This window comes from Haloarcula limicola, from assembly GCF_010119205.1.
GTDB lineage: Archaea > Halobacteriota > Halobacteria > Halobacteriales > Haloarculaceae > Haloarcula > Haloarcula limicola.
In genome coordinates, this window is the sequence record NZ_WRXM01000002.1 from 607,326 (window position 1) to 628,094 (window position 20,769).

General features: G+C 68.2%; 26 protein-coding genes. 12 read left to right on the forward strand and 14 right to left on the reverse strand.

What is annotated here, in order from left to right:
• Window positions 1-30 precede the first annotated feature (30 nt).
• The 3 genes from GO488_RS12520 to GO488_RS12530 are packed head-to-tail and all read right to left on the reverse strand — an operon-like array spanning window position 31 to window position 1,129.
• The gene (locus tag GO488_RS12520) at window positions 31-696 is read right to left on the reverse strand and encodes a translation initiation factor IF-6 (RefSeq protein ID WP_162318166.1); all 666 of its coding nucleotides are present in this window, start codon (window positions 694-696) and stop codon (window positions 31-33) included.
• 2 nt (window positions 697-698) lie between these two features.
• Window positions 699-977, reverse strand: coding sequence for a 50S ribosomal protein L31e (locus GO488_RS12525; RefSeq protein WP_162318167.1), 279 nt, complete (start codon window positions 975-977; stop codon window positions 699-701).
• Window positions 977-1,129 (reverse strand): 50S ribosomal protein L39e, encoded by a 153-nt coding sequence (locus GO488_RS12530; RefSeq protein WP_135303897.1) that lies wholly within the window; start codon window positions 1,127-1,129, stop codon window positions 977-979. The genes GO488_RS12525 and GO488_RS12530 overlap by 1 nt, the downstream gene beginning before the upstream one ends.
• Window positions 1,130-1,277: 148 nt before the next feature.
• On the opposite strand from GO488_RS12530, the gene GO488_RS12535 reads away from it, so the two are divergent.
• On the forward strand, window positions 1,278-1,793 hold the full coding sequence (locus GO488_RS12535; RefSeq protein WP_241692939.1) for a hypothetical protein: 516 nt from the start codon (window positions 1,278-1,280) through the stop codon (window positions 1,791-1,793).
• On the opposite strand, the gene GO488_RS12540 is transcribed toward GO488_RS12535, so the two are convergent.
• From GO488_RS12540 to GO488_RS12550, 3 genes are all read right to left on the reverse strand, one after another.
• Complete coding sequence (locus GO488_RS12540; protein ID WP_162318168.1) at window positions 1,790-2,602, reverse strand: ZIP family metal transporter; 813 nt, start codon at window positions 2,600-2,602, stop codon at window positions 1,790-1,792. The two genes, GO488_RS12535 and GO488_RS12540, sit on opposite strands and share 4 nt — an antisense overlap.
• Window positions 2,603-2,683: 81 nt before the next feature.
• The gene (thpR, locus tag GO488_RS12545; RefSeq protein ID WP_162318169.1) at window positions 2,684-3,247 is read right to left on the reverse strand and encodes an RNA 2',3'-cyclic phosphodiesterase; all 564 of its coding nucleotides are present in this window, start codon (window positions 3,245-3,247) and stop codon (window positions 2,684-2,686) included.
• A 70-nt stretch (window positions 3,248-3,317) separates the two neighbouring features.
• Complete coding sequence (locus tag GO488_RS12550; RefSeq protein WP_162318170.1) at window positions 3,318-3,707, reverse strand: hypothetical protein; 390 nt, start codon at window positions 3,705-3,707, stop codon at window positions 3,318-3,320.
• A gap of 85 nt (window positions 3,708-3,792) precedes the next feature.
• Between GO488_RS12550 and GO488_RS12555 the strand changes: the two genes are divergently transcribed.
• Both GO488_RS12555 and GO488_RS12560 read left to right on the forward strand, forming a co-directional pair.
• A complete protein-coding gene (locus tag GO488_RS12555; RefSeq protein WP_162318171.1) occupies window positions 3,793-4,524 on the forward strand; it encodes a tetratricopeptide repeat protein in 732 nt (243 codons plus the stop codon).
• Window positions 4,521-4,811 carry a DUF424 domain-containing protein gene (locus GO488_RS12560; protein ID WP_162318172.1) on the forward strand — a complete coding sequence of 97 codons (291 nt, stop codon included), beginning with the start codon at window positions 4,521-4,523 and terminating at the stop codon, window positions 4,809-4,811. Before GO488_RS12555 ends, GO488_RS12560 begins: the two co-directional genes overlap by 4 nt.
• A 37-nt stretch (window positions 4,812-4,848) precedes the next feature.
• Here the strand turns inward: GO488_RS12560 and GO488_RS12565 are convergent, their stop codons facing one another.
• On the reverse strand, window positions 4,849-5,370 hold the full coding sequence (locus GO488_RS12565) for a carbohydrate-binding protein (RefSeq protein WP_162318173.1): 522 nt from the start codon (window positions 5,368-5,370) through the stop codon (window positions 4,849-4,851).
• 121 nt (window positions 5,371-5,491) lie between these two features.
• On the opposite strand from GO488_RS12565, the gene GO488_RS12570 reads away from it, so the two are divergent.
• The 6 genes from GO488_RS12570 (at window position 5,492) to GO488_RS12595 (ending at window position 10,629) form a co-directional block, all read left to right on the forward strand.
• Complete coding sequence (locus GO488_RS12570) at window positions 5,492-6,739, forward strand: aminotransferase class V-fold PLP-dependent enzyme (protein ID WP_162318174.1); 1,248 nt, start codon at window positions 5,492-5,494, stop codon at window positions 6,737-6,739.
• Between the two features lie 273 nt (window positions 6,740-7,012).
• Complete coding sequence (locus tag GO488_RS12575; RefSeq protein ID WP_162318175.1) at window positions 7,013-7,351, forward strand: TFIIB-type zinc ribbon-containing protein; 339 nt, start codon at window positions 7,013-7,015, stop codon at window positions 7,349-7,351.
• A gap of 73 nt (window positions 7,352-7,424) precedes the next feature.
• Window positions 7,425-8,432, forward strand: a complete 1,008-nt coding sequence (locus GO488_RS12580; RefSeq protein WP_162318176.1) for an aldo/keto reductase — start codon at window positions 7,425-7,427, stop codon at window positions 8,430-8,432.
• Window positions 8,433-8,825: 393 nt separating this feature from the next.
• Window positions 8,826-9,269 (forward strand): Fe-S cluster assembly sulfur transfer protein SufU, encoded by a 444-nt coding sequence (gene sufU / locus GO488_RS12585; protein ID WP_162318177.1) that lies wholly within the window; start codon window positions 8,826-8,828, stop codon window positions 9,267-9,269.
• A 68-nt stretch (window positions 9,270-9,337) separates the two neighbouring features.
• The gene (locus tag GO488_RS12590; RefSeq protein WP_162318178.1) at window positions 9,338-10,102 is read left to right on the forward strand and encodes a class I SAM-dependent methyltransferase; all 765 of its coding nucleotides are present in this window, start codon (window positions 9,338-9,340) and stop codon (window positions 10,100-10,102) included.
• 47 nt (window positions 10,103-10,149) lie between these two features.
• Window positions 10,150-10,629 (forward strand): pyridoxamine 5'-phosphate oxidase family protein, encoded by a 480-nt coding sequence (locus GO488_RS12595; RefSeq protein WP_162318179.1) that lies wholly within the window; start codon window positions 10,150-10,152, stop codon window positions 10,627-10,629.
• Window positions 10,630-10,660: 31 nt separating this feature from the next.
• Here GO488_RS12595 and GO488_RS12600 read toward each other — a convergent pair whose 3' ends face one another.
• From GO488_RS12600 to recJ, 4 genes are all read right to left on the reverse strand, one after another.
• On the reverse strand, window positions 10,661-12,709 hold the full coding sequence (locus GO488_RS12600; protein WP_162318180.1) for a heme-binding protein: 2,049 nt from the start codon (window positions 12,707-12,709) through the stop codon (window positions 10,661-10,663).
• A gap of 331 nt (window positions 12,710-13,040) precedes the next feature.
• Window positions 13,041-13,355, reverse strand: coding sequence for a DUF5783 family protein (locus GO488_RS12605; protein ID WP_162318181.1), 315 nt, complete (start codon window positions 13,353-13,355; stop codon window positions 13,041-13,043).
• Window positions 13,356-13,410: 55 nt separating this feature from the next.
• A complete protein-coding gene (locus GO488_RS12610) occupies window positions 13,411-13,644 on the reverse strand; it encodes a hypothetical protein (protein WP_162318182.1) in 234 nt (77 codons plus the stop codon).
• Between the two features lie 49 nt (window positions 13,645-13,693).
• Window positions 13,694-15,148, reverse strand: a complete 1,455-nt coding sequence (gene recJ, locus GO488_RS12615) for a RecJ family nuclease (RefSeq protein ID WP_162318183.1) — start codon at window positions 15,146-15,148, stop codon at window positions 13,694-13,696.
• 147 nt (window positions 15,149-15,295) lie between these two features.
• Here recJ and GO488_RS12620 point away from each other — a divergent pair, with 147 nt between their 5' ends.
• Window positions 15,296-16,021 (forward strand): PspA/IM30 family protein, encoded by a 726-nt coding sequence (locus GO488_RS12620; protein ID WP_162318184.1) that lies wholly within the window; start codon window positions 15,296-15,298, stop codon window positions 16,019-16,021.
• Window positions 16,022-16,073: 52 nt separating this feature from the next.
• On the opposite strand, the gene GO488_RS12625 is transcribed toward GO488_RS12620, so the two are convergent.
• Genes GO488_RS12625 through hemC form a run of 3 tightly spaced genes read right to left on the reverse strand, consistent with a single transcriptional unit; the run spans window position 16,074 to window position 18,738 of the window.
• Window positions 16,074-16,826 carry a uroporphyrinogen-III synthase gene (locus tag GO488_RS12625; protein WP_162318185.1) on the reverse strand — a complete coding sequence of 251 codons (753 nt, stop codon included), beginning with the start codon at window positions 16,824-16,826 and terminating at the stop codon, window positions 16,074-16,076.
• Window positions 16,826-17,590, reverse strand: a complete 765-nt coding sequence (gene cobA, locus GO488_RS12630; protein ID WP_162318186.1) for a uroporphyrinogen-III C-methyltransferase — start codon at window positions 17,588-17,590, stop codon at window positions 16,826-16,828. The genes GO488_RS12625 and cobA overlap by 1 nt, the downstream gene beginning before the upstream one ends.
• Window positions 17,587-18,738 (reverse strand): hydroxymethylbilane synthase, encoded by a 1,152-nt coding sequence (hemC, locus tag GO488_RS12635; RefSeq protein WP_162318187.1) that lies wholly within the window; start codon window positions 18,736-18,738, stop codon window positions 17,587-17,589. Before hemC ends, cobA begins: the two co-directional genes overlap by 4 nt.
• A 186-nt stretch (window positions 18,739-18,924) precedes the next feature.
• Here hemC and GO488_RS12640 point away from each other — a divergent pair, with 186 nt between their 5' ends.
• Both GO488_RS12640 and GO488_RS12645 read left to right on the forward strand, forming a co-directional pair.
• A complete protein-coding gene (locus GO488_RS12640; protein ID WP_162318188.1) occupies window positions 18,925-19,083 on the forward strand; it encodes a hypothetical protein in 159 nt (52 codons plus the stop codon).
• A gap of 56 nt (window positions 19,084-19,139) precedes the next feature.
• Entirely contained in the window at window positions 19,140-20,768 is a 1,629-nt protein-coding gene (locus GO488_RS12645) for an outer membrane protein assembly factor BamB family protein (RefSeq protein ID WP_162318189.1), read from the forward strand.
• Window position 20,769: the final 1 nt, after the last annotated feature.

Consider the following 20,769-nt stretch of genomic DNA (forward strand, 5'->3'; position numbering starts at 1 on the left):
CCGGAGAACGGGTTCGGAGAGAAACGGCGGTCAGTCGATGTAGCCGAGCGCCGCGTCGATGCGGCCCAGCTCCGGTCCGGAGGTGTCCGAACCACAGACGTAGCCGTAGTCGTTGGCGACCAGTCCCGACCCGACGAGCGGGCCGCCGTAGTTGACGGTGCCGATGTCGGCGGGGACGCCCAACAGCTCCTCCAGGGCGTCTAGTTCGCCATCGGTCGCCTTCGGGTGACAGAGCACGCCCTCGTTGGTGGCGACGGCGGCGGTGCCGACGGTGTTGACGCCGGCGATGACGCCGCGCTCTACGGGGACGCCCAGTCCGTCGCTGACCGTCTCGACGGCTTCCTCGGAGAGGTCCGGGTGGACGTACGCGCCCGTGTCGTTACAGCAGACGACGTTGCCGGCGGCGTTGATTCGCCCCGGCAGTTTCGTCACCGGCACGTCGACGACGTCCTGAATCTCCTCGATTTCGCGGTCTCGGACGCGAGCGGAGACGAGGAGGCCGTTCCCGTTGCCGGTCGCCAGCGCGCCGACGGTCCCCGACTGACCGATGGTCGTCGGAACCACGGGCACCTCCAGCTCTTCGCCTAAGTCCTCGCGCAGCGATTCGTCTACGTCGGGGCGGACCAGCACGCAGTCGTCGGTCGCACGGGCGAAGACACCGACGTACGACGACCCGGAGAACGCGGCGCGGAGCAAGTTTACTCTGCGGTCTCGGCTTCGACGACTGCCTCGCCCTCTTCCTCGAAGCGGGCGGCGCGCACGCGAAGCTTGCTCGGCGGGTTCGACCGTCCCTTGGCCCACGTGGCCTCGTTGATCGAGGTGTCGATGCGGACGGCGTCCTCCTCGACCGAGAAGTGCTTCGCGAGATGCTCGCGGATGAGCGTCATCGCCTTGTCGGCGGCCTGGTGGTTCGGTTCCGCGCGAGCGTCGCGGAGCGGGATCGTGACGACGCGCTCCTCGAAGTCACTGGAACTCATTATTCGTCGGTGTCGTTACGCCGCCAGTGGCGGCGCTTGGGGTTGCGCTGCACTTCGCGGTCGGTCTTGAGCATGACCCAAGCCGGGACGCGACTGTTCTGGTTGTCGAGCTTGGCCAGCCGCTTCTTCTTGGCCTTCGACTTCTTACTCATGGTGTCCCGTGTGTTCCGCCCCGTGACTTAAATTCCTTCCTTTTCCGCCCGCGTCCGTCGGCAGCGAGGACCGACCGCCGTCCGGCGTTATCAGGGTTTGTAAGCGGACACGTAGAACTAAGTAGGAATATCGGCAGAAAATCACTCGATGAAGCGCCGGGCGGTCCTTCGGACGTTGGGAACAGGGGTGACAGCCCTCGGCAGCGGCTGTCTGGGTGGCGGCGGAGAGGTCATCGTCAGTATTCAACGGGACGTCACCGTCGATCCACAGAACGCGTGGATAGAGAAAGACATCCCGGACCTCTCGGATTCCGGTGGCGCTATCGAGTACATCGTTCGGTCGGAGACGCCGTTCGACGTGTACTTCTTCGCCGACGGCGATGGCTTCTCTCAGTACGATTCCTATATCAAGGGGCACGAACCCGACAGTACGCCGTCGGGACACCCCGCCTTCAGCCAGACGGCGCTCCCGAAGGAGGGGGCGGACCTCTACGAAGCGTCGACGGCCGACGGCGGGAACCGCGAACCCGTCGAGATGGCGGGGCCGTACCACTTCGCCGTCGACCACTCGAACTACCGGATGGAGACCCGCGTCGAGGAGTACGACGACCCGCTGACGGCGTTCGTCGACCTGAAGGTGATCCGGAGTCGGTCACCGCTCTAGACGAACGCGAGGGGGACCATCGCCAGGACGCCGACCGCACCGCCGGCGACCAGTTCCCGCTTGCCGCCGCCGGCGAGACCCTCGCCGTAGTCGAGCGCCTCGGGGACGAACTCGGTGGCGACGAGATACACCATCGCGCCGGCCGCGAAGCCGAAGCCCAGGGGGAGGAATTCCTTCGCGAGCGTCACGAAGTAGTAGGCGACGACGGCACCGAGCGGTTGAGGCAGCGAGGAAAACACCGCCCACCAGACCATCCGCCACTCGCCGACCCCGAGCGACCGCAGCGGAATGGCGATCGCGGTGCCCTCGGGGACGTTGTGAATGGAGATGGCGATCGTCATGAACACCGCGAGCACCGGCACGGCGGTGCCGGCGACGAGGACCGAGTTCGCCGGCGACGCGCCCTCCAGTCCGAGTTCGGCGAAGGAGACGCCGACGGCGACGCCCTCCGGGAAACTGTGGACGGTCAGGATGCCGAGGATGAGCAAGAGCTTCTTGAAGTCGGCCCGTTCGAACTGCTTCGGCCCGTGTTCGACGCCGTCGAGCACACGGTCGGCGGCTTCCACGAGAGCGACGCCCGCGAGCAGCCCCGGAACCAGGAGTATCGGCGACCCGTAGGCCAACCCCTCGCGCACGAGGCCGAACAGCGACGCCGCGACCATGATGCCCGAGGCGAGTCCCCAGAGGAGGACGTTCCACCGATCCGAGAACTCCTCGACCAGAAAGAACGGAATCGCGCCCAGCCCGGTCGCCAACGCGGTGAGCGAGCCGGCGACGAAGACGAACGCCGCGTTCTCGACGGCGACCATAGCAGCCCTACGCGACTGGACGCTATAAAAATTATCACTAGACTGACTTTTTTCGGCCGGCCTAGAGCCGCCGAGATGGTGCTATAACGTAACTGATTCGATAGTTCGATAGGCGGGCCCGTCGTCGCCGAGGACGCTCTCGGTGAGGCGTATCTCCTCGACCGACAACCGCCCGACTTCGGGGTCGCTCTCTTCGACGACGCGTTGGACCCGCTCTTTCCCGCCGGCGTGGTCCATCCGAGCGATCGTCGCGTGCGGAGTGAACTCGTGGTCCTCCGGATCGAACCCCATCTCGGTGGTCCGCGCCTCGATGGCCTCGTGCAGCGCCGTCAGTTCCGCGTCCCCGCGGCCCTCGCGGACGCCGACCCAGACGACGCTGATGTAGTCGAGCGACGGGAAGACGCCGAGTCCGCCGAAGCGCGCTTCGAACGGTTCGACGCCGCTGTCGTCGACGGCGGCTTCGAGTTCGGTCACGAGGTCCCCGATTCGATCCGGGTCGGTGTCGCCGAGGAACTTCAGCGTGACGTGAGTCTGTCCGGGGTCGGTGAGTCGGAGTCCCGACGCGCCCTCGAATCGCTCCTGCACCGCTCGAACCGCGTCTTCGAGGCCGTCTAGGTCGACGCTGACGAACAGTCGCTTGCTCATGGCCGGGGCTACGGCGTCGAGCGCAAGAAAGCCCCGGCGAGTCTCGGAGTCGGAGGCGTCGCGGGCGAGGTTACGCCGTCGCCGCCGACCCTGATAGCGTTCGAGTCAGCGCGCGAACGAGTCCGACGGCGGCCGTCGTCACCGCGGCACCGAAGATCACGTCGAGTGGTAACAGGGGTAACACGAAGAACCGAAAGAACACCAGCGCCATCACCGAGAGGGCGAAGAGAGCGCGTCTCCGCGGCGTCTCGGCCGGTTCGGACCACCAGGAATCGGGAGCGTCTATGCGCGAGGCGAACCGGCGGGCGAGGAGCGCCGCGGTAAGCGTGACCGCGACGCCGGAAGCAGCCACTGGGACGGCCAGCGAGCCGCCGTCGGCGTGTATCACCGCGCCCGTCAGAACCGCCACGCTGCCACCGAAGACGACGAGGAGGGCGTCCAGCGCCAGCGGGTCGCGCATGGCCGATAGCTCGTCCGGGGCCGACTTGAATCGTGGCGTCCCGCTGACGTAGCCCTTAACCCGCCGCACCGCCAAACCGAGTCCAATGACAGACCGCGAGCCCGACGACCACGAGTTCTCCGAGGGGCAGGGGTTCGACGACCCCTACGACGGCTTCGACCTCGAACCGCCGGAGTTCGAAGTCGACCCGGACAAGGTAGACCCCGTCGACTCCCGCGTCGTCACCGACATGCTCGACCGGCGGCAGGTGCCGGCCGACGACGTCGACGCCGAGCAACTGCTCGACGTCGGCCTGGAGTACATGCACATCAACCGCCACGAACAGGCCGCTGAGACGTTCCAGCGGGTCGCTCAATACACCGACGACGAGCGGCTCGAACAGGAAGCCTGGACGAACAAGGGGGCCGCCCACGCCGAACTGGAAGAGTGGGACGCCGCCATCGGCGCGTATCGTGAAGCGCTGGACGGCGACGAGGAGTCCGACCACGCGGCCACCGCCGAGACGAATCTGGCGTACGCGCTCTGGGAGTCCGGCCGCTCCGAGCAGGCGCTCGAACACGCCGAGCGGGCCGTCGAGATCGACCCGCGGTTCGAGCAGGCGTGGTACAACCGCGGCTTCTTCCTCTTAGAGCGGGGTCTGGCCGAGGACGCCGTCGAGGCGTTCGACAACGCTATCCGCCTGGGCTTTCGCAACGCCGACGTCCTCGAGGAGAAGGCCCGCGCGCTCGAGGAGATGGGCGAGCACGACCGCGCCGAGGAACTGGCCGACGAGGTCGAGGAGATGCGCGAGAACGCCGAACAGCAGCTGCTGGAATGATACTCAACGAGCGCGACACCGACGAGGGCCTGCTCGTCTCCGTCTGTGACCCGGACATCATGGGCGAGACGTTCGAGGACGGGCCGGTCTCGATCACCGTCGAGGAGGGCTTTTACGGCGGAGAGACCGTCTCCGAAGACGAGGTCGTCGACAGCCTGACTCGGTGTAGCGTCGCGAACATCGTCGGCGAGGACAGCGTCGAAGTGGCCGTCGAACACGGCTTTATCGACGAGGAGAACGTCCTCGACGTCGACGGGACCCGGCACGCGCAGCTGCTCTGGCTCTAACTCTCTCCGCGCTGCCCTCTCGTCCGTTATCGCGCCGCTACTCGATCTGCAGGCCGTCGAGTTTCCAGCCGCCCTCGAGGACCACGACGCGGAGCGTGTGGACGCCGCGGGGCAGGTCGAGTTGCGTCGTCACGGTGCCCCACTGCTCCCAGCCGCCCGTCGCGTCGAACGCGATGCGTACTCGGGGGTCGTCGTCCACGACGAAACCCACCGCGCCGCCGCCGAATCCGTCGGCCGCGGCGACTCGGAGCGCGACTTCGTGTGGACCCGCCTCGCGGGCGTCCACGTCGTAGGTCAGCCACTCGTCGGTGACGAGGAGGTCGCGGCCGTCCTCGGGCGAGAGAGGGACGTCTTCGGACTCCCATCGGCCGTTGTGACGATAGCTTCGGTACGCACCGACGGGGATAGTACCGGGCAGCTCGTGCCGTCGCGCGTCGGGCCGGTGGTGAACGCCGTCTCGGCTGTCCAACCGCTCCTCTCGCTGCGGTTGGTCGCGCTTAACGTGGGTAACCGGTCCATTCTCGCCTGTCTCCTGGTCCCCCAGCATACCCTGAATCATACGGGGGACCACCATTGTTTTGTATACGCTAACCGGACGTTAGATGGTTACTAAACGCTCCGATGCGGCGGATTTAGGCGAACCGAAGGAATGTTGCCCGTCGAGTCCCTCTGTCTACCCAATGAGTCAAACCGACATCGAGCCGCTCGACGTCGAGCGCATCCGGGAGGAGTACCCCGTCCTCCAGCGGGAGTTCGACGGCGAGCAGGTCGTCTACCTCGACAACGCGGCGACGACGCAGACGCCCGACCGGGTCGTCGACACCATCGCCGACTATTACCGCCAGACGAACGCCAACGTCCACCGCGGGCTCCACCAGCTGAGCCAGGAGGCCAGCATCGCCTACGAGGACGCCCACGACAGGGTCGCCGAGTTCATCGGGGCCTCTGGCGAGCGCGAGGAGATCGTCTTCACGAAGAACACCACCGAGAGCGAGAACCTCGTCGCCTACGCGTGGGGCCTGAACGAACTCGGTCCCGAGGACGAGATCGTCCTGACGGAGATGGAACACCACGCCTCGCTGGTGACCTGGCAGCAGATCGCGAAGAAGACGGGCGCGACCTGCCGGTACATCCGCGTCCAGGAGGACGGCACGCTCGACATGGACCACGCGCGCGAGCTCGTCGGCGACGACACCGCGATGGTCAGCGTCGTCCACGTCTCGAACACGCTCGGGACCGTCAACCCCGTCTCGGAACTGGCCGACATCGCCCACGACCACGACGCCTACGTCTTCGTCGACGGCGCGCAGTCGGTGCCGAACCGGCCGGTCGACGTCGAGGCCATCGACGCCGACTTCTTCGCGTTCTCCGGGCACAAGATGGCCGGCCCGACCGGGATCGGCGTCCTCTACGGGAAGAAGCACCTCCTGGAGGAGATGGAGCCGTACCTCTACGGCGGGTCGATGATAAAGAAGGTCACCTACGAGGACTCGAAGTGGAACGACCTCCCCTGGAAGTTCGAGGCCGGGACGCCCCCCATCTGTCAGGGCATCGCCCTCGCGGAGGCCTGTGATTACCTCGACGACATCGGCATGGAGCGCATCCAGCACCACGAGGAGCAACTCGCCGACTACGCCGTCGAGCGGCTGGAAGACGAGGGCGACGTGGAGGTCTACGGCCCGCCCGCGGGCGAGAAGCGCGGCGGCCTCGTCTCCTTTAACGTCGAGTCCGTCCACGCCCACGACCTCTCCTCGATCCTGAACGACTCCGCCGTCGCGATCCGCGCCGGCGACCACTGTACCCAGCCGCTACACGACAAGCTGGGCGTCGCCGCCTCCGCGCGCGCCTCCTTCTACGTCTACAACACGCGCGAGGAGGTCGACAAACTGGTCGAGGCCGTCGACGACGCGCGGCAGTTGTTCGCCTAGCGGGGCGCTCCGCGCCTCGAAGAGTCGACAAGTTGGTCAGGGCCGTCGACGACGTTCTGCGCGAACGAAGTGAGCGCAGAGCCAGCGAGACGAGCGAAGCGAGTCTCGCCCGGCGCGGCAGTTGTTCGCCTAGCGGGGCGCTCACGCCTCGAATAGCGGAGCGACCCGCAAGACGAGTGAAACGAGTCGCCGCCCGGCGCGGCAGCCGCCCGCCCGAGAGGCGATCCGAAACGCGGGGCGAGCCTTGAAGCCTGTCGAAATCCTAACACCTGTATGAGCGGACGAGGCGAAACCCCCGACGAGGAGGAAGCCGACGAACCAGAGGAGCAGGCGGAATCGGCCACGTTCGGAGAGACCGTCTACAACGCCGACGGAGCCGAACTCGGGACGATCCGCGGGATAGAGGAGGGCGGATTCTTCGTCTCGACCCGCGAAGGCGTCGAGAGCCTGAGCGTCGAACACGCCCGCTCCGGCCACGATTTCGGGGAGGCCGAACTCATGTGGCGGTGCACGGTCTGCGGGGAGATGGGCGAGATCGACGAGGGGCTGCCCGACACCTGTCCCAACTGCGGAAGCGAAAAGGAAGCGCTCATGTACTGGACCGAGGACTGAGCGCCGGGAGACACCGGCCAAGGCCACCGCCGCCCGACCATTGAAGCGGCCGCCGCTCGAACGCCTTTGAGACATGGCACTCGAAGACGTGGACCTCGACTACGTTCGACTCGGTGAGACCGGGCTGTCGGTCAGCGAACTGGCCTTCGGCACGTGGCGCTTCGGCCGCGAGACCGACGAGGGGACCGTCGAAATCGACGAGGAGCGCGCCCACGAGCTGCTCGACGCCTACGAGACCGCCGGCGGGCGCTTCATCGACACCGCCGACGTCTACGGCGGCGGCGACAGCGAGGACTGGATCGGCGACTGGCTCGACGAGCGTGACCGCGAGGAGTACGTCCTGGCCTCGAAGGTCTACTGGCCGACCCGCGAGGACGACCCGAACGGCCGCGGGTTGGGTCGCAAGCACATCCGGCGGAACATCGACCTGATGCTCGACCGGCTCGGGACGGAGTATCTGGATGTGCTCTACATCCACCGCTGGGACGAACAGACGCCGGCGCGGGAACTGATGCGGACGCTCACCGGACTCGTCGACGAGGGGAAGGTCAACTACCTCGGCGCGTCGACGTTCGAGCCGAACGCGTGGCGGGTCGCCAAGGCCAACGAGATAGCGAAGAAGGAGGGACTGGAGCCGTTCACCGTCTCCCAACCCCGCTACAACCTCGTCAATCGGGAGGTCGAGGGGGATTACCTCGACATGTGTCGCGACTACGGCCTCGGCGTCTGTCCGTGGAGCCCGCTGGGACAGGGCGTGCTCACGGGCAAGTACGATCGCGAGGACCGGGCGACCGACGACTCGGCGGCCAGCGAGGACGAGGGCTGGAAGGAGGCCTATCTCACCGAGGAGAACTTCGACGTGGTCGACGAAGTGCGCGCCATCGCTGACGAGGTCGACGCCACGCCCGCGCAGGTCTCGCTCGCGTGGCTGATGCACCACGACGCCGTCGCCGCGCCGCTGGTCGGTGCCCGCACCGTCGACCAACTCGAAGAGAACCTCGGCGCGGCGAGCGTCTCGCTCTCCGACGACCAGTTCGAGCGCCTCGCCGAGTCGAAGGGCGGTCCCTACGACGACATCTAAGCGGGAGAGCGGAGGGCGGTGCGGGGGCCGGGAGCGGCCTCCGTGCCGCGACCCGGGGAAGGGCAGGCTGACCTGAGAGCATCCGGCGGCGAAGCCGCCGGTTCACCGAGCGCGAACTGTGTGAGCGCTCGGCCTTTTTCATCGACGTTTTTCAACGAGTGGTCGCCGGTGGCGACCCGAGGCAGAAAAAGGTCGCGGGTGGAGAGCAGGCCTGCCATAGAACGTCCGGCGGCGAAGCCGCCGGTTCACGCGAATCGCGGCGCGATTCGCGCTTTTTTCATCGACGTTTTTTGTGGGGGGTTGAGCGCTCGCCGACGGCGAGCGCGATTCCCCCCACGAAAAAAGGTCGGACGGCAAGCCTTTTCCGCGTCAGCGGCGTATGAAGCGCTAACAATGGGTATCGGCGGCTCAGACATGTACCGGCAGCAGATTCTCGACCACTACAAGAATCCTCGCAACACCGGCGAGATCGAGGACCCCACGTTCACCCACGTCGGCGAGAATCCGATGTGCGGCGACGAGATCCGGATGGACGTCGTGCTCTCCGAGGACGAGGAGACCATCGAACACGTCGCCTTCCGCGGCGACGGCTGTGCCATCTCGCAGGCGTCTGCGTCGATGTTGACCGAGGAGTTACAGGGGATGGCCGTCGCGGACCTGCGGGCGATGGACCGCGACGACATCGTCGACATGCTCGGCGTCGACATCTCGCCGATGCGGGTGAAGTGCGCCGTGCTGGCCGAGAAAGTCGCACAGGACGGCGTGGACATCTACTTCGACGAGTTGGACATCGAGAAGACGATGACCGAAGATGACGACGCCGAGACGCCCGAGTAACGGGGCGAAACGGTGCCACAGCACGCACCACCGACACGGTTTTTCCATCGGCGCGGCGTCGAGTGCGCATGAGCGACAACGAGTGGGACCCCGGCGACTACGACGACGGCCACGGCTTCGTTTCCGAGTACGGCCGGGACGTACTGGAACTGCTCGACCCCCGGCCCGGCGAGCGGATCCTGGACGTGGGCTGTGGCACGGGCCATCTGACGGCCGCGATCGCCGACAGCGGAGCCGACGCGGTGGGGATCGACGCCTCGGCGGAGATGATACGAGAGGCGCGACAGACGTATCCCGACCTCTCCTTCGAACGGGCGGACGCCCGCGAATACGAGCCGAACGGCGAGTTCGACGCCGTCTTCTCGAACGCCGCGCTCCACTGGATTCCCGGCGGGGACCACGACGCCGTCCTCTCGACGGTCGCCGACGCGCTCGGCGAGTGCGGGCGGTTCGTCGCGGAGTTGGGCGGCCGGGGGAACGTCCGGCGCATCGTCGACGCGCTCGACGCGGAACTGCGCGAGCGAGGGGAGCGCGTGGTGCACCCGTGGTATTTCCCGAGCGTCGGCGAGTACGCCTCCCGAGTCGAATCGCACGGCTTCGAGGTGACGGCCGCGCGACTGTTCGACCGGCCGACGGAACTGGACGGAGGTGCCGACGGCCTGCGGAACTGGATCGAGATATTCGGCGACGACTTCTTCGCCGGCGTGGACGACAGCGAACGCGAGGCCGTCCTCGACGGCGTCGAGGGCCGTCTGCGCGACGGGCTGTTCGACCCCGAGACGGCGACGTGGACGGCGGATTACCGCCGGCTCCGGTTCGTCGCCGAGCGGTGACCGCGTCCTCGCGCGAGCGTTAACTCGCTGCCGGCCGTACGTGGGATATGGACATCTCCTCGGAGGTCGTCGACCGCATCGCCGACGCGCCGCTGTCGGCCCACGTCGCGACCAGCGTGGACGACCGACCGCACGTCGCGCCCGTCTGGTACGTCTTCGAAGCGAGCGAACCGGAACGCGAAACGACAGAGAGCGCTGTGAGGGGCGAGAGCCCCGCGCTGTACGTCCTCACGGGCGGCAAGAAACTGGAGAACGTCCGCGCGAACCCGAGAGTCGCCGTCTCCATCGAGCGAGCGGACGGCCCCGACGTCGACTGGAGCGTTCAGTTGCTCGGCACCGCCCGGGAAGTCGAGGACGACGAGCGGATCTCGGACGTGCAAGAGCGGATGGACGAGATCTATCGCGGCGAGAGCGAATCCTCGGAGACGGACGGCGGCGAGAGCGAAGAAGGCGACGACGGCGAGGAGGAGATGGAGTGGGCCTGTCTGGAGATCCGCGTCGGCAGCGCGAGCTATCAGCAGTACTGAGCCGAATTGCGTGAGAGGGCCAGACCGCAAGTTACGCCAGGAAGACGTGCCGCGGCCGGTCGGCCAGCACGTCTCGGCCCCAACTCACGGTGTCGGAGAAGGCGTCGGAGCGGAAGAAGTCCATCGCGTCGTCCTTGCTGTCCCACTGGCTGGCGATGAACATGTCGTTCTCGTCGTCGCGGTTGACCAGCAGCGCCGTCTCACGGTGGCCGTCCATGTCCTCCAAGAGGTCGCCGACGGTCGCGAACTTCTCGACGAAGTCGGCGCGGTGTTCCGGCTTGACTGTGTAGAACATCCCCATCGTCCCGAAGCCGTCTGACTCGCCCTGCTTGCGGACGACGCCGGGCAGGTCAGTGAGATATCCGCTCGCGGTCTCGGCGGCATCTTCGGTGTCCCACAGCGACGCGACGGCTGCGGTGTCCGCGTCCGGGTCGGCGTAGATGCTGGTGCGGACGTGCGTGTCGTAGCGCTCGAACGCGCCGCGGAGGTTCTCTACTTCGTCGGCCAGGTCGTCCGTCTCGGCCTCGGAGTAGACGACCAGCGCGTAGACGTCCTCGCCGTGGGGCTGGCCGGCGTAGACCCCCTCGGACTGGAGCTGCTCGCGGATCGACTGCGAGGAGGCCGCGGCCTCGGCGTGGCCCTCGTCAGCTCCGTTCTCGCCCTGGCTTTCGCCGTCCGCGTCGCGCTCGCCGAGCGATCCTCCGACCCGCGATTCGATACCGTCCAAGTCGCCGAGGAACCCGGCGGCCGTCTCGGCGGCTTCTTTGGCCGTCCAGATGCTGACGACGTGAGCCTGGCCGCTCTGGGCGCGGACGGTGGTCAGGACGTGTCTGTCGTAGTGGTCGAAGCTCTCGGCGAGGTCCTCGACGTCGTCGACGAGGGCCTCGGCATCGGCCGAGGAGCGGAAGACCAGCGCGTAGTCGCCGGCGTCGTACTCCTCGCCCTCGTGGACGCCGAGGCGGCCGACCCGCTCGCCGGCGTCCTCGACTTCCTCGAAGTCTCCCGAGACATCGGGACGGCCGCCGCTGTGACTGGAACCGCTTTCGCCCTCGTCGCCCGTGCCGTCGTCACTATTGTGGCCGCGATCGCTCGCGGGGTGGTCGGCGGCCGCCGCCTCGCCGCCGTGTGGGTGGTCACCCTCACCGGCGCTGCCGGGGTGGGCGTCCCCGCGGCCCTCAGAATCGCCGGCGCGGGCGTGTCCGGCCGCTTGCTCGGCGTGGGCGTCCGGTGTCTTGCTACTAGCGTGGGCGGCCCGTTCGGCCGTCGGCTGTCCGGCCGCGGGCCGCTCGTCGGTCGGCACTCGCTGTCCCGCGAGCACCGCCGGCAGGTCCACCGGGTCGAAGCGCCGGCCGACGTAGAACGGCCCGAACTCCGCGTATCGGGAGGTCGAGGGGTCGAAGCGCATCTCGGTCAGCAGTTCCTTCACGCTGGTCATGTCCTCGCTCCAGAGCGTGATGCCCCACTCCCAGTCGTCGAAGCCGATCGAGCCGGATATCATCTGACTGACCTCGCCGCCGTAGCCCCGGCCGATGTCGCCGTGGCGCTTGATGTGGGCCGCCCGCTCCTCGAAGGCCGTGTCGTACCAGTTCTGTTCGGGGTCCCGTCGCTTGTCCATCGGATAGAAGCAGACGAACTCCTCGTCGGGCACGTCGGGGTGCAGGCGCGACTGGATGTACTGGGCCAACCCCGAGTCGTCGTCGACCTCGCCGTCGAAGTACTCGCGGGCCTTCTCCGTGTAGCCCGACGCCTCCGTCACCGAGACGTAGGAGAACGCCCGCTCGGTGAACTGCGCGAACTCCGTCTGCTCGAAGTGGCGCTCGGCGGCGTCCAGATCGCCCATCGTCGGTCGCAGATGCAGGATCATCACGTCGGCCTTGTGTCCGAGCACCGTGTAGACGGCCGTCTGCCCCTCCTCCGCGTCTTGCACGCTCTCGTAGGCAGAGAGGAACTCGACGCCCTCAGAGAGCGCCCGGTCGCGGACTCGCTGCGGCGCGTCGCGCCACGCGTCCCAGTCGATCCGTCGACAGTCGTGTAGCACGTACCAGCCCTCCTCGGTCTGCGGGGGCTTGCGTTGGTCCATGTCGGCGGCTTACAGTTCGACGGTAACGAACCTTCCCATGTCGCCTAGCAACGTGCGGAGTTTGCTGTGCCACTGTCGAGAAGGGAACGACCGCAAACAGCCAGAAAGTCCCACCCGTGTCGGCTGTTCGGCTAGCTACTGGGTGGGACTGAAAGGGGCGACGTTCTGCACGAACCCCGGCGATGTAAGCACCGCAGGGAGCGAAGCGACCGAGGAGCACAGCGAGCCGTGGGAGTGCAGAACGTCGGGGCTTTCTGGCTGTTCACAATCTCGAACACAACAAACGCACCAGCGACTCGGACAGAGACACCAGTAACGACGACCCAAACAACTAGACGTCGAAGATGCGTCGGAGTTGCGACTCGATCTCGGCGACGAACTCGTCGAGTATCGTCTCGGCCTTCTCGTCGTCGGCGACGATCGCGGTGAGGCGGTCGAGCGGGTCCTCGGGCAGTTCGACGTAGAACCCCTCGTCCTCGTCGTAGAACGGCTCGGACTCGTTGAGGATCTGCTGGTCGATGGCGTGGACGAGCTCGGAGTCGTAGCGGTCGTTCATCACCTCGAAGGCCTGCTTGTAGGCCTTCTGCAGCTCCGGGAAGTAGTTCGCGTACTTGTCCTCGAACTTCTCGGGGTCGAACTCCGTCATTGGCGGGAGATGGACGCCGGGGAATAAAGGTGACGCGGAGTCGGTCGCCGCGTTCTCAGGGACCCGCCGAGCGAGCCGCCTTCTGCGGGAGGTAGACGACGAGGTAGGCGACGAACGACATGCCGACCAGCCCGCCCAGAACGAGGTAGACGCGGATGTCTAGCCCGATCAAGATATCGACGATGTCCATGATGGTCGCCCGCGGGTCCGCGAAGCCGAACGTCTCCGTGTACGAGAGCAGCGCCGCGAGGACGACCAGGGCGAGATCGAACGACAGTCGGGAATCCATTCGTCTCCCCAATGAGAGATAGGGGCGTATAGCTCTTGTTGCGAGCGAGCTATCCCAACTGCTCGGCGACGATCTCGTCGGCGGCGTCGATGAACGCCCCTTCCGTTCCGGCGGGGATCGTCGCGCCGGCGGCGATGTCGTGGCCGCCGCCGTCGCCGCCGACCGACTGTGAGGCCTCGCGCATCACCGCTGAGAGGTCGACGCCGCGGCCGACGAGCGGGCCGGTCGCCCGCGAGGACACCTTCCGCTCGCCGTCGGCGTCGGCGAAGGCGATGATGGGTTTCTCGGCGTCCACGCCGTTCGTTCCCAGCGCCATCCCGGCGACGATGCCGACGATGGTCTCACGGATCACGTCGCCGGCGTCGAAGTACTGGACGTGCTCCGACTGGGTGACGCCGCGCTCTTTGACGAGGTCCAGCCCCTCCGAGAGGTTCCGGCGGTGGTTCGAGAGCAGGGAACGAGCCTCGTCGAGGGGGGCGTCGCGTTCGCCGAGACACACCGCCAGCCCCACGTCCGCACGCTCGTACCGGGCGGTGGCGTTGAGCAGCGTCGAGAACTCGCTGGCGTCGCGCAGTTCCGTCCCGGTCGGCTCGGCGGTGAGCGTGTAGGTGGTGCCGACGAGCGAGTCGATCTTCGAGGCGGGCACGCCGCGTTTGACGGCGCGCTGGACCAGCGCGCTGGCGACAGTCTGGCGCTCGTCGGCGTCCAGGTCGGCCCAGGTGCGCCACTCGCCCTTCGCCTTCAGTTCCAGTCCGAGGTCTTCGAGGAACCGGGTCGCGCCGGCCTGGTCGTTCGAGATGCCCGGAATCGGCACCTCGGTGGCGTATTCCAGCAGTTTCGGGAGCGGACGGGTCTGCTTGCCGTACAGCGAGAGGTCCGTGCCCTCCGAGAGCACGTCGGCGGCGACGCCCTCCTCGACGATGCCGGCGTTGGCCCCGATCAGTTCGCCGCTGGTGGCCTGCATGTCGCCGACCGCCCCGACGACGGCCAGCGCCGCGAGGTCGCGGTTGTCGCCGTCGTCGGGTTCGAGCGCGCGGGCCAGCGCGTAGGCCGCGCCCGCCCCCGAGAGCTCCGACGCGCCGTTGAGTCCGACCAGCAGGGGGTTGACGTGACACTCGAAGTCGGCGTAGCCGTCCGAATCTTCGACGGCATCCGGGTGACAGTCCCCGGGGTCGGCCGGCTGGTGGTGGTCGGCGACGACCATCTCGAAGTCGCCCGCGGCGACGTGCTCGGAGATGGCGTCGAGTTGGCCCGAGCCGAAGTCGGTGAACAGCACCGTCTCGTGCTCGCGGGCGGCGATGCTCGCGATCTCGTCGGCGTCGAGTTGCTTCTTGAACACCGTCTCGACGGGAATCCCGGCGCGTTCGAGCGCCGTCGTGGCGACCGCGGCGCTGGTCAGGCCGTCGGCGTCGATGTGGGAGGCGTGCAGGACGCGGTCTGCCGACCGCAGGCGTCGCGCGCCCGCGGCGGCGCGTTCGTCGAGTTCGGGAACGGGACCGGCCATCGTGGCAGGGTACGTTCGGATTCGGATATAAACTCCCGGTCGTCGCCGCGGGGTTCACGACGATATTGTTATGCCGCCGTCAGTCGTAGAAAGCCGCATGTCACGTAGCCCGCGAGCGACGTCCGACGAGCATGGCGAGGTGGCCCGATGAGCCTCCTCGGTCGCATCTCCTACACTATCCGCGCGAAGCTCAACGCCCTGTTGAACCGGGCGTCCGACCCCTCGGCGGAGTTGGACTACTCCTACGAGGAGCTACGCGACGAGTTGCAGAACGTGACCCGCGGCATCGCCGACGTGACGACCCAGAAGAAGCGACTGGAGATCCACCGCCGGCGGCTCCGCGAGAACGTCGAGAAGTACGACCGGCAGGCCCGCGAGGCGATGCGACAGGACCGCGACGACCTGGCTCGGCGCGCCCTGGAGAAGAAACAGGCTCACGTCAGCCAGATCAGCGAACTTACCGAGCAGATCGACTCGCTCCAGGAGACGCAGGACGGGCTGGTCGGCAAGCGCGCGGAGCTGTCGAGTCAGATCGAGCAGTTCCGCACGCGCAAGGAGACGGTGAAGGCCCGCTACGAGGCCGCCGAAGCGTCGGCTCGCGTCTCCGAGGCGTTCACCGGCGTCGGCGACACGATGGCCGACGTGGGCCGGGCCATCGAGCGCGCGACCGAGCGCACCGAGCGAATGGAGGCCCGCGCCGCCGCCCTCGAAGAGCTCGAAGAGAGCGGCCAACTGGAGTCCGTCTTGGACGACAGCGACGACATCGACCGGGAACTCGACCGCCTCTCGAACGAGAAGGCCGTCGAGTACGAACTGGAGACGCTGCGAAAGGAGATGGAAGCGGACGAACAGTTGCGCGAAACTGCGGACTGAACGCCGCCCGCCGCGATTCGCCGCGGCCGCGAGCGGCCCCGCCGGAACCGGTTCACTCTCGATGAGTCGGTGCCGCCGCCTCGACGACCTCGCAGGCTAACGCCTCGAAGTCCGCGCGGTCGGGGACGACATCGACCGCGATCCCCGCGTTCTCCGCTGTTTCCTTCGTAGGTTTTCCGATAGTTCCGACCGTGGCATCCCGCAGTCCGGCGACGGCGTCCTCGCGGATGCCTCGTTCCTCGGCGGCCGCGAGGAAGTGCCGAACGGTGAGCGAGGAGGTGAAGAGTGCGGCGTCCAGTTCACCTGCGGCGGCGAGTTCGGCGGATTCACCGGATTCGGGCGGGCGGACGAGCCGGTAGAGCACCGTCTCGTGGACGTACGCGCCCGCGGCTTCCAACCCGTCGGTCAACACTACCGAGCCATGGTCCGAGCGGGCCACCTCGATGCGAGCGCCGGCCACCTCGGCCTCCAGCCTGCGGACCAACCCCGACGAGGAGAACTCCTCGGGGACCACGTCGACGGTGTAGCCCGCCTCGCGGAGCGCCGCGGCCGTCGCGTCGCCGATGGCACAGACCGTCGCCCCGCCGGGCGACCAGCCCGCGTCGGCGGCGAGTTCGACGCCCGTCTTGCTCGTCAGGACGACGTAATCGGCGTCGCTCCGGGGCGCGCCGTCGGTTGGCTCGACGGCGAGCATCGGGTCGGGAACCGGGTCCGCGCCCAGCGAGTCGAGCAGTTCGACCGCGGCCGTCAGCCGCTCGTCGTCGGGTCGGAACGCCGCGACGCGGAGGCGCGGTTCCTCGCGCATCAGGCCCCCTCCAGGAACTCGACGACGCGCTCGCGCTGGTCCGCGACGGCCCCGATGACGGTGATCGCGGGCGGTTCGATGCCCTCCTCGTCGCGCACGTCGACGATGGTCTCTAAGGTTCCGGTGGCGACTCGTTGGTCGGGCCACGTCGCCCGTTCGACCAGCGCGACCGGCGTCTCGGGGTCCATCCCCGCCTCGCGGAGCGCCGCGGTGTAGTCGGGCAGTTTGCCGACGCCCATGAGAACGACGATGGTGCCGCCGGTGGCCGCGAGCGCGTCCCAGTCGACGGCCGACTCGTCCTTGGTGGGGTCCTCGTGACCCGTGACGAAGGAGACGGAGGAGACGTGGTCGCGGTGCGTGACCGGAATCCCGGCTACTGCCGGGCCGGCGATGGCGCTGGTGATGCCCGGCACGACTTCGAACGGGATCTCGTTCTCGGCGAGCGTGACCATCTCCTCGCCGCCGCGGCCGAACACCGTCGGGTCGCCGCCCTTGAGCCGGACGACTTCCTTTCCTTCCTGGGCAAGTTCGACCAGCCGGGCGTTCGTGTACTCCTGTGGCGTCCACTCGCCGCCGGCGCGCTTGCCGACGTCCTCGCGTCGGTCCTCGGGGATCAGGTCGAGGATCTCGGGGCCGGGCAGTTTGTCGTGGAGGACGACGTCCGCCTCGTCGAGGAGGCGACGGGCCTTCACCGTCAGCAGGTCGGGGTCGCCGGGACCGGAGCCGACGAGGTAGACTTTGCCGACCGCAGTCTGGTCGGTCATGCGTCTTCCTCTTCCTCCCGGGCGGTCGCCGCGTCGTCGTCGGCCGCGCCCGCGTCGCGCTTGGCCTCGGCGATGAGGTCGTCGGCCCCCCGATCTGCCAGTTCCGCGGCGAGGTCGACGGCGGCGGAGACGTGGCGCTCTGCGGGGAGGTCGCGGCCGACCCGCACTTCCTCGTCGCCGTCCCGCGAGAGGACACGGACGTTCGTGTGGACGACGCCGCCTTCGAGCGTAGCGTAGACGCCAATGGGGGCCACGCAGCCGCCGCCGAGCTCCGCGAGGATCGTCCGCTCGACGGTCGTCTCGACGCGGGTCCGCCGGTGGTCGATGCGGTCTTTGATGTCCTCGGCGAGGTCGCCGTCGACGGCCGTCACCGCGAGCGCGCCCTGGCCGGGTGCCGGGACGAACCGGGACGGGTCCAGTTCCGTCGTCCCGACGTGGTGAGAGAGCCCGGCGCGGTCGAGTCCCGCCTGCGCGAGGACGATGGCGTCGTACTCGACGTCCGGCTCTCGCTCCATCGCCCGGCGTTCGAGTTCCGCCAACCCGTTGAACCACTCCTCGACGTCCTGCTCGTAGGGGAACTCGTAGTCGCTGTCTTCCGCTCCAGCGTGTTCCTTCCGCTCCTGCTCGGCCTCGTGGCGCTCCTGATGCTCGCGCTGGATCGTCGGCGCGAGCAGTTTCTCGATGCGCGTGTCGACGTTGCCCCGCAGCGGTTCGACGGTGAGGTCGGGCCGCTCGGCGAGCAGCTGCGCGCGGCGGCGGAGGCTCGACGTGCCGACCGTCGCGCCCTCCGGTAGCTCGTCCAGTTCGACGCCGTCGGGCGTCACGAGGGCGTCGCCCGCCGCGGCGCGTTCGGGGACGCCGGCGACGACCAGTTCGTCGGGCCGCTCGGTCGGCATGTCCTTCATCGAGTGGACGGCGGCGTCGAGTTCGCCCGCGATGACCTTCTCGTCTAGGCTGCGGACGAACGCGCCGGTCTTGCCGAGGCGGTGGATGAGTTCGTCGCGTATCTGGTCGCCGGTGGTCTCGACCTCGGTCAGTTCGACGGCGAGTCGTCTACTGGCCAGGGCGTCCCTGACCGTGGCCGCCTGCCGCAACGCCAGATCGGAGCCGCGCGTGGCGAGTCGGAGCGTGTCCCCGCGTGTAGTCATACGTCTCTCTCGACGTGCCGCTTTGAAAAGCACATCACTTCCCGCGGCCGGCATCCGCTGAAAACCTTGTGAGCATTCGTTCCTAAAGATTTAATATTCGCAGTATCGTACGACCGGTGCGTGCACTGGCATGGACAGTGACTGACTGGCACGCACGGCAGGGAAGCACAGGGTGGGAGAGACGCGATGCGCCGGCGTGAATTTCCGGTGGGAACCGCCGGCGCGGGGGTACTGGCACTCACCGGCACCCCGAAGGTGCCGGCGCGGTGGATACTCGTCCCGGACCACGGAATTCTCGAACCATCGGCGGAGACGGCGTTCTCACGGGTCGGACGCCCGCTCTAAACGACCGCAAGATAGACTACCCAACGCCGCGTCGGTTACTGGAAGAGTCGTAACTGATGATGAACAGACGAGCGTTCGGACTCCTCGTGCTAGCGACGATCGCGGCCGTCGCGGCGGCCCCGGTCACGGGCGCCCCGGGCGTCGACGGATGGGAGAGCTACGCCGGCAGCGAGCGCAACACCGGTGCCGCCGCGTCGCTGTCGCCGCTGGAGTCGCCGACGGACGACTGGAACCGCGCGCCCGGCGGCGACGTGGCCGCCAGTCCCGTCATCGCCGACGAGCAGGTCTTCGTGGCGACCGGGAAGTTCGTCAACGCGCACGCGCTCGGCGACGGGACCCGTCAGTGGACCAGAGACGTGGAAAATCAGCGATACGACGCGCTGGCCGTCGCCGACGGCACCGTCTACGCGTCGACGGCCGACGGCGTGACGGCCCTCGGCACCGCCGACGGCGACGAGCGGTGGTCGACGGCGCTCTCGGGAGCCCCCTTCGGGCCGCCGACGGTCCATGACGGGGTCCTCTACGTCGGCAGCGCCGACGGGACGCTGTACGCTCTCGACGCCGACACCGGTGACGCGGCGTGGACCTACGACGCCGGGGCCTCCCTCTCGACGACTTCGCCGGCCGTCGCCGACGGCACCGTCTACGCCGGCGACCGCAACGGGACGCTCCACGCGGTCGGAATCGACGGGAGCAGCCTGTGGACCGAGTCGGTCGCCGGCGAGCGGCTCACCTCGCCGGCCGTCACCGACGGGTCGGTGTACGTCGGCGCGGCCGACGGCACCGTCGCCGCGTACGCGCCCGACGGGACGCGGCGGTGGACGACCGCGCTCGGCGACGCGGTGCGCTATTCGCCGGTCGTCACCGCCGACGTCGTCTACGCCGCGACCGCCGCCGGCGACGTGGTCGCGCTCGACGACGCGGACGGCGGCGCGACGGCGTGGACCGTCGACGTACCGGCGACCGGCGATAGCGGCGTCTCGATGTCCCTGCACGGCGAGACGCTCGTGACCGCCACCGATGCCGGCGCAGTCCACGGTATCTCGACGGACGGGACCCGCCTGTGGACACGGGAACTCAGCGGGTCGACCGTCTCGCCGCCGGCCCTCGTCGACGGCACAGTTATCATCGGGACCGACGCCGGCGAGGTGTACGCCCTCACGGACGAGAGCGCGACGAGCGGGAGCGACGGATCGACCGAGAGCGGGGCGACGGCGACCGAGACTGCTTCGAGTGACGGCGGAACGTCGGGTGGAAACGCGCCACCGAGCGGCGGGAGCGACGGCGGCGCGGGCGGCGGTGGCGGGACGGGCGGCGCGGGCGGTGGTGCGACCGACGACGGGGCGACCGGCGGCTTACAGGAAGACGGGGCGACCGCGACGCCGTCCGGCGAGACAACTGCCGCGCCGGACGGCACGAGAGGCTCGACCGGGGACTCCGCGACCGCTACCGCAGTCCAGCCGACCCCGAACAGCGGTGTGACGACCGAGAGAGCGAGCGAGAGCGCGGTTGGAACGGAGAGCGACAGCGGGAAGTCGACCGGCACCACCGCACGGGCGACGGCTGCGACCGACGGACTCACCGGATCGCCGGTCGAGACCACCGACGCCAGCGGCCCCGGCTTCACCGCCGCACTCGCGGCGCTGGCGGTGCTACTGGCCGGCCTGCTCGCGCGCCGTCGCTAGA

Excerpts from the sequence above, each read along its gene's own strand:
- GO488_RS12525 (WP_162318167.1), bottom strand. The coding sequence starts at position 977 with ATGAGTTCCAGTGACTTCGAGGAGCGCGTCGTCACGATCCCGCTCCGC.
- GO488_RS12530 (WP_135303897.1), bottom strand. The coding sequence starts at position 1,129 with ATGAGTAAGAAGTCGAAGGCCAAGAAGAAGCGGCTGGCCAAGCTCGAC.
- GO488_RS12535 (WP_241692939.1), top strand. The coding sequence starts at position 1,278 with ATGAAGCGCCGGGCGGTCCTTCGGACGTTGGGAACAGGGGTGACAGCC.
- GO488_RS12540 (WP_162318168.1), bottom strand. The coding sequence starts at position 2,602 with ATGGTCGCCGTCGAGAACGCGGCGTTCGTCTTCGTCGCCGGCTCGCTC.
- thpR (WP_162318169.1), bottom strand. The coding sequence starts at position 3,247 with ATGAGCAAGCGACTGTTCGTCAGCGTCGACCTAGACGGCCTCGAAGAC.
- GO488_RS12550 (WP_162318170.1), bottom strand. The coding sequence starts at position 3,707 with ATGCGCGACCCGCTGGCGCTGGACGCCCTCCTCGTCGTCTTCGGTGGC.
- GO488_RS12555 (WP_162318171.1), top strand. The coding sequence starts at position 3,793 with ATGACAGACCGCGAGCCCGACGACCACGAGTTCTCCGAGGGGCAGGGG.
- GO488_RS12560 (WP_162318172.1), top strand. The coding sequence starts at position 4,521 with ATGATACTCAACGAGCGCGACACCGACGAGGGCCTGCTCGTCTCCGTC.
- GO488_RS12565 (WP_162318173.1), bottom strand. The coding sequence starts at position 5,370 with ATGATTCAGGGTATGCTGGGGGACCAGGAGACAGGCGAGAATGGACCG.
- GO488_RS12570 (WP_162318174.1), top strand. The coding sequence starts at position 5,492 with ATGAGTCAAACCGACATCGAGCCGCTCGACGTCGAGCGCATCCGGGAG.
- GO488_RS12575 (WP_162318175.1), top strand. The coding sequence starts at position 7,013 with ATGAGCGGACGAGGCGAAACCCCCGACGAGGAGGAAGCCGACGAACCA.
- GO488_RS12580 (WP_162318176.1), top strand. The coding sequence starts at position 7,425 with ATGGCACTCGAAGACGTGGACCTCGACTACGTTCGACTCGGTGAGACC.
- sufU (WP_162318177.1), top strand. The coding sequence starts at position 8,826 with ATGGGTATCGGCGGCTCAGACATGTACCGGCAGCAGATTCTCGACCAC.
- GO488_RS12590 (WP_162318178.1), top strand. The coding sequence starts at position 9,338 with ATGAGCGACAACGAGTGGGACCCCGGCGACTACGACGACGGCCACGGC.
- GO488_RS12595 (WP_162318179.1), top strand. The coding sequence starts at position 10,150 with ATGGACATCTCCTCGGAGGTCGTCGACCGCATCGCCGACGCGCCGCTG.
- GO488_RS12600 (WP_162318180.1), bottom strand. The coding sequence starts at position 12,709 with ATGGACCAACGCAAGCCCCCGCAGACCGAGGAGGGCTGGTACGTGCTA.
- GO488_RS12605 (WP_162318181.1), bottom strand. The coding sequence starts at position 13,355 with ATGACGGAGTTCGACCCCGAGAAGTTCGAGGACAAGTACGCGAACTAC.
- GO488_RS12610 (WP_162318182.1), bottom strand. The coding sequence starts at position 13,644 with ATGGATTCCCGACTGTCGTTCGATCTCGCCCTGGTCGTCCTCGCGGCG.
- recJ (WP_162318183.1), bottom strand. The coding sequence starts at position 15,148 with ATGGCCGGTCCCGTTCCCGAACTCGACGAACGCGCCGCCGCGGGCGCG.
- GO488_RS12620 (WP_162318184.1), top strand. The coding sequence starts at position 15,296 with ATGAGCCTCCTCGGTCGCATCTCCTACACTATCCGCGCGAAGCTCAAC.
- GO488_RS12625 (WP_162318185.1), bottom strand. The coding sequence starts at position 16,826 with ATGCGCGAGGAACCGCGCCTCCGCGTCGCGGCGTTCCGACCCGACGAC.
- cobA (WP_162318186.1), bottom strand. The coding sequence starts at position 17,590 with ATGACCGACCAGACTGCGGTCGGCAAAGTCTACCTCGTCGGCTCCGGT.
- hemC (WP_162318187.1), bottom strand. The coding sequence starts at position 18,738 with ATGACTACACGCGGGGACACGCTCCGACTCGCCACGCGCGGCTCCGAT.
- GO488_RS12640 (WP_162318188.1), top strand. The coding sequence starts at position 18,925 with ATGCGCCGGCGTGAATTTCCGGTGGGAACCGCCGGCGCGGGGGTACTG.
- GO488_RS12645 (WP_162318189.1), top strand. The coding sequence starts at position 19,140 with ATGATGAACAGACGAGCGTTCGGACTCCTCGTGCTAGCGACGATCGCG.